Consider the following 6,000-nt stretch of genomic DNA (forward strand, 5'->3'; position numbering starts at 1 on the left):
TGCCCCGTCCCGTTCCGCGCCTTCCCCGGCAGCCCAGCTCCCGGGCGCGTGTCGTCCACCTGGGTACGCGTGTCGTCCGTCTGGGTACGGGTCCCCAGCGGCGGGACTCGCTCCTGGGTGGCGCGCCCTCGTCCCGCCACACCCCCGCCGACCCGGGCCTAAGGCCACATCCCCATCGCCTCGCCCAGCAGCCGCCCGATGGCCCAGTCCTGCACCGCAAGCCCAACGGATTTGAACACCGTCCGCCCACCCACCCCCGGAGGCTGCCCCAAAGCCGACCCCAGCTCGACCAGCGTCCCCCGATCGAGAAGCCCGGCGGAGACGGCGTGGATCACCTCACCCGCCTCCGACAGCACCGCACCGACCTGATCCACCACCACACACCCCGCGGTGGCCAGCAACTCCGCGGGAAGCTCCCGCATGGAAGGCAGGTACGACCCGATCGCGTTGACATGAACCCGCTCCGGCAAGTCATCGACACCGAAGAGAGGAGTCGCCGATGACGTAGCACAACAGACGACGTCCGCATCGGACACTGCGTCCGCCGCGTCGCGGGCCACGCGCACCGTCACCGACGGGAACTCCGGCCGCAGCCGCTCCGCCAACGCCGAAGCGCGCGAGCGGTCCCGGCCGAACACCGACACGCGGCGAAGCGGCCGCACCGCCGCCACCGCCCTCACCTGGTCGGCCGCCTGGGCTCCCGTGCCGAGGATGGCCAGACTGCTGGCCGAGGGCGGGGCCAGCAAGTCCGTGGCGACGCCCGACACCGCGCCCGTGCGCAGCGCCGTGACCTCGACCGCGTCGGCGACCACCTGGCCGGCGGCCGTGTTCCACACCAGCGTGCCCAGGATCATCGGTGTGCGGCCGGGGGCCAGGTTGAGCGTCTTCACCACCGTCGTCGACGTCGGGGTGTGGCAGGCGGTCATCACGAGCGTGGTCGCCGACGCGAACGACAAGCGTTGCGGCACCTCGAAACGGCCGGCGGCGAGGTCGAGGAACGCCGAGCGCACCGCGTCGATCGCGGCCGGCATCGGCACGGCTTTCCGGACTTCGTCGGCGTCGAGCATGCGCGGCCCCTCCGGCGTCGGATCTGCCGCTAGCCTGGCGGCATGTCCGAGGCCACGCAAGAGGAGCAGCGGTTCGTCCGCGAAGACTGGTACGGGGCGGAGATCGCGGGCCGGCACTACGTGCGGTGCGAGTTCCGCGAGACCGACTTCTCGGAGGCGGTCACCCGGAACGCCGTCTTCACCGATTGCGTGTTCGGCAACGTGCGCTTCAACGCGTCCCGGCACGAGGACTCGGCGTTCACCGGCTGCACCTTCACCCGGTGCAACTTCTTCGACGCCGAATTCACCGGGTGCAAGCTCGTCGGTGCGAGCTTCAGCGAGTGCGAGCTGCGGCCGCTGCGGGTCATCGGCGGGGACTGGTCGTTCGCCGGGCTGGCGGGTGCCGACCTGCGGGCCGTCCGCTTCCAGGGCGTCCGGATGCGGGAGGCGGACCTCACCGGGGCGGACTGCGCCGGCGCGGTGTTCGCCGACGTCGACCTGTCCGGCGCGCTTCTGCACGCCGTCAAGCTGCCGAAAGCCGAGCTGCGGGGCAGCGACCTCTCGGCGCTCGACCCGACGGACGCCGTGCTGACCGGGGCGATCGTGTCACCCGAACAGGCTGCGGTGCTCGTCACGTCGCTGGGGCTGCACGTGCGGGCGTAGGCTCATCGCGATCGGGAAGGGAGCACCGCATGGGCGTCGTGACACCGGGTTTCCAGGGCCGGGCGCGCAGTGGCAACCCGCGGCTGCCACCGGGGCAGTACCTGGCCGAGGACTTCCCGGTCCTCTCGGCGGGCCCGACCCCGCGCGTGCGCACCGAGACGTGGGAGTTCACCGTCACCACCGAGACGGGCGAGAAGCACACCTGGAGCTGGGCCGAGCTGATGGCCCTGCCCAGCGAGAAGCCCACAGTGGACATCCACTGCGTCACCCAGTGGTCCAAACTGGACACCCGCTGGCGCGGCGTCTCGGTCGACACGCTGGTCGGCGGGCTCGGCACCGAGGCCGACTACGTCATGGTGCACGCCTACGGCGGCTACACCACGAACCTGCCGCTGGCCGACCTGCTCGACGGCCAGGCCTGGATCGCCTACGAGTACGGCGGCAAGCCGCTGACGCCCGAGCACGGCGGTCCGGCGCGGCTGCTCGTGCCGCACCTGTACTTCTGGAAGTCCGCGAAGTGGGTGCGCGGACTGGAACTGAAGACCCGGGACGAGCCGGGCTTCTGGGAGAACGCCGGCTACCACGACTACGGGGATCCATGGCGCGAACAGCGGTATCAGGGCGACTAGCCTGGCGGGTCGCCCGCCTGGCCGGCTTCCGCGACGAGACGCCGACGGCGCGCACGCTCGTCTTCGACCTGCCCGGCTGGCCGGGCCACCTGGCGGGGCAGCACGTCGACGTCCGGCTCACCGCCGCGGACGGCTACCGCGCGCAGCGAAGCTACTCCCTCGCCGCGCCCGCGGACGGGGATCGGGTGGAGCTGACCGTGCAGCGCGTCGCCGACGGTGAAGTGTCCGAGCACCTCACCGGCCCGTACGCGATCGGCGACCCGGTCGAGATCCGCGGCCCGATCGGCGGCTGGTTCGCCTGGCGGCCGGCGGATCCGGCGCCGGTCCTGCTGATCGCGGGTGGCTCCGGCATTGTGCCCCTGATGGCGATGATCCGCGCCCGTCGCGCGGCGGGCGTCCGGACGCCGTTCAAGCTGATCTACTCGCTGCGCACCCCGGCGGAGCTGTACTACGCCGACGAGCTGCGCACGCCGGTAGCGGGCGTGGACGTGACGTACGTGTACACGCGCGAGCTGCCCGAAGGCCGCCCCGGCATTCCGCGCCGCATCGACGTGGCGACGATCAACACGGCGGGGTGGCCGGCGGAGTTCGGCGCGTCCTGCTTCGTCTGCGGGCCGACGGGCTTCGTGGAGACGGTGGCGGACATCCTGGTCGCCCTCGGCCACGACCCGCACCGGATCCGTACCGAACGCTTCGGGCCCAGCCGCGACTGAATAGCCCTCAGGCATCCGATGAATAGGTGATCGACTGCCCCGCTGAGCGGGAAATTGTCGACATCGTCGTAGAGAGATCCTATCTTTCGAGCATGCTGACCAAGTGGGGCTCGACGCGGCGCCGCACCGTGGTGACCGTTCTCCTCGGCGCGGGCGCCCTGCTCGCCACGACCGGCCCGGTGGCCGCGGCCGACCCGACGGCCGCCGGCCAGGACGTCTACGTCTCGCCCACCGGCTCCGACCGAGCCGCCGGGAGCGCCGGGCATCCTGTCCGGACCCTCGAGCGCGCCCGCGACCTCGTGCGGCAGCGCGCGCCGCACCTGACCCGGGATCTCACCGTCCACCTCGCGCCCGGTGTCTTCCGGCTGACCGCCCCGCTGCGGCTCGACGCGCGGGACTCCGGGGGCAACGGTCACCGCGTGATCTGGCAGGGCAGCAAGGACACCGAGCTGAACGGCGGCGTGCGGGTCACCGGCTGGCGGCCGGTGCCGGGCCGTCCGGGCCTGTTCGCCGCGCCCGCGCCCGCCGGGCTCGACACCACGCGGCAGCTCTACGTCGACGGCGTCCGCGAGCAACGGGCCCGCGGCCCGCTGCCGGTGACCGTCAAGGCCACCGACACCGGCTACACCGCCAGTGCCGACACGCTCGCCCACTGGCGGAACCCGAAGGACGTCGAGTTCGTGTACGTCTCCGGTGAGGCGTTGTGGAACGTCCAGCGCGACGGCCTCGGCCAGTGGACGGAACCACGCTGCCCGCTCGCCGCCGCCGCGGGCACGACGATCACCATGGCCCAGCCGTGCTGGGACAACTCGACGAAACGGGTGCTGTTCCCCGACATCCCGGGCCGCAGCGTCAACATGGTCGGCCCGGCCGACCTCACCAACGGGCGGCACCCCACCTACGCCGAAAACGCCTTCGAGCTGCTCGACACCCCGGGCGAGTGGTACCTCGACCGGGCCGCCCGCGTCGTCTACTACCAGCCGAAGCCCGGCCAGGATCTGAGCCGCGCGGACGTCGAAATGCCGGTGCTGGAGAAGCTCCTCGACGCGAAGGGCACGGCGGCCGCGCCGATCCACGACGTCGCCTTCCGCGGCTTGCGCTACTCCTACGCGACCTGGCTGACGCCGTCGTCGCCCGAAGGGTTCTCGGAAATCCAAGCCGGCTACACGATCACCGGCGCCGACGGCTGGGCCGTCCAGGGACTCTGCCAGTTCGTGCCCGGCGGCACCTGCCCGTACGCCTCGTGGACGCGGGAACCCGCCAACGTTTCCGTCTCGCACGGCCGGCGCGTCGAATTCTCCGACAGCGTGTTCGCCCACCTCGGCGGCGCCGGGCTCGACCTCGTCGACGGCACCAAGGAATCCCAGGTGCTCGGCGACATCTTCACCGACATCTCCGGCAACGGCGTCCAGATCGGCGGGGTCGGCAAACCTCTCACGGACACCGACGCCGACGTCGTGCGCGACGTCCGGGTCACCGACAACCACCTCTACGGGCTGCCGCGCGAATTCCACGGCGGTGTGCCGATCGTCAACGGCTACACCGTGCGGAACACCATCACCCACAACCAGATCGACCACGTCGGCTACTCGGCGATCTCCGTGGGCTGGGGCGGCTGGCCGGACAAGATCAAGCGTCCCGCGACGCCGAACCTGTCGCACGACAACGTCGTTTCGGACAACTTGATCTTCGACTACATGCAGATGCTCGACGACGGCGGCGGCGTCTACACCCAGGGCGTCACCGGCAGGTCCCTGGCCGACGGCGAAAAGGTCACCGGCAACGTCATCCACGACCAGTGGGGGCTCGGCAAGGGCGTCTACACCGACAACGGCAACACCTACGAGACGATCCGCGGCAACGTCCTTTACGGCATGGCGTACTTCAACGTCGGCACGGTGCACGTCGACTACCGGGACGACCTGGGCAACAACGACCCGACGCTGACCGAGGGCAACTACTGGGAGCAGGGCGACCGCGACAAGGTCGACAAGGGCGCGATCACCCGTGGCAACCACCTCCTGCCGAACCCGGCGGCCGCGCCGCCCGGGATCGTCGCGAACGCGGGCCTCGAGCCGGCCTACCGCAGGCTGCTCGCCCGCCGGGTCGGAGGCCAGGCCCCGGCCGAAGCACCATCGCGCGTCGGCACGTTCGCCGTGGCGGGAAAGCTGTACGCAACTTGGAACCCGACGTTCGCGTTCAACAACGCCCCGGTGACGCACTACGTGGTGACGGCATCGGGCGGCGGCCGCACGCACTCGACAACGGTGACGGCAGCCGACTTCGCGAAGCGCGCGTACGCCGAAGTACCCGGACTCGCGGATGGAACGCCGTACACGGTGACAGTCGCGGCGCGCAACGCGTACGGGACGAGCGAGCCATCGCTGCCGTCGGCCCCGGTGATCCCGGGCCCGAAAACCGCGGTGCTGCCGGGAATCCCGACGAGCGCTCGAGCACTGCCGAGCGCAACGGCGGCCTCGATCCGCTGGAACCCACCGGCGGCAACGGGCGACACCCCGGTCCTGAAGTACGTGATCACGGTGTCCGACGGCCGCACAATCCGAGCGGAGGGCCGCGACGCCCTGGTCACCCAGCCGACGATCAAGGGCATGACCAGGGTGGTGGCCGGCCTGAAGCCGGCCACGGCCTACACGTTCACGGTCGCGGCGATCACGGCAACGGGAACCGGCCCGGCAGCGACGTTCACCGCCACGACGGCAGCAGCTTGACCTGAGCGGACCTCGTTGTCCACAACCCGCCGGCGATGTGGACAACGAGGCCCACCGGTCATCGTTCCCCGGCTTTTCGTCGCCCGCCGCCGATAGACTGGAACCGGGGGGCGCCCCCGGGGCGGGGCAGGGTTCCGGCAAAGTCGTGTCGTTGCAGGCAGGCACGGCCCGCTCTGGTGATCATGTGGTTGTCGAAGCCCATGATCTGTGAGAGAGCCGT

General features: G+C 71.1%; 5 protein-coding genes. 4 read left to right on the forward strand and 1 reads right to left on the reverse strand.

Translation table 11 applies throughout. From position 1 onward, the window contains the following. Window positions 1-158 precede the first annotated feature (158 nt). On the reverse strand, window positions 159-1,067 hold the full coding sequence (locus tag ACWEF6_RS20540; protein WP_449684421.1) for an ornithine cyclodeaminase family protein: 909 nt from the start codon (window positions 1,065-1,067) through the stop codon (window positions 159-161). A 42-nt stretch (window positions 1,068-1,109) separates the two neighbouring features. On the opposite strand from ACWEF6_RS20540, the gene ACWEF6_RS20545 reads away from it, so the two are divergent. The 4 genes from ACWEF6_RS20545 (at window position 1,110) to ACWEF6_RS20560 (ending at window position 5,780) form a co-directional block, all read left to right on the forward strand. Beyond that, window positions 1,110-1,709: a pentapeptide repeat-containing protein gene (locus ACWEF6_RS20545; protein ID WP_449684422.1), complete on the forward strand. Its 600-nt coding sequence runs from the start codon at window positions 1,110-1,112 to the stop codon at window positions 1,707-1,709. Between the two features lie 29 nt (window positions 1,710-1,738). After that, on the forward strand, window positions 1,739-2,338 hold the full coding sequence (locus tag ACWEF6_RS20550) for a sulfite oxidase-like oxidoreductase (protein ID WP_310976007.1): 600 nt from the start codon (window positions 1,739-1,741) through the stop codon (window positions 2,336-2,338). After that, the gene (locus ACWEF6_RS20555; protein WP_310976008.1) at window positions 2,308-3,051 is read left to right on the forward strand and encodes a ferredoxin reductase; all 744 of its coding nucleotides are present in this window, start codon (window positions 2,308-2,310) and stop codon (window positions 3,049-3,051) included. The genes ACWEF6_RS20550 and ACWEF6_RS20555 overlap by 31 nt, the downstream gene beginning before the upstream one ends. 92 nt (window positions 3,052-3,143) lie before the next feature. Then, the gene (locus ACWEF6_RS20560; RefSeq protein ID WP_449684423.1) at window positions 3,144-5,780 is read left to right on the forward strand and encodes a fibronectin type III domain-containing protein; all 2,637 of its coding nucleotides are present in this window, start codon (window positions 3,144-3,146) and stop codon (window positions 5,778-5,780) included. The last annotated feature ends 220 nt before the right edge of the window (window positions 5,781-6,000 follow it).

The sequence above is a fragment of the Amycolatopsis sp. NPDC004772 genome, from assembly GCF_053601215.1.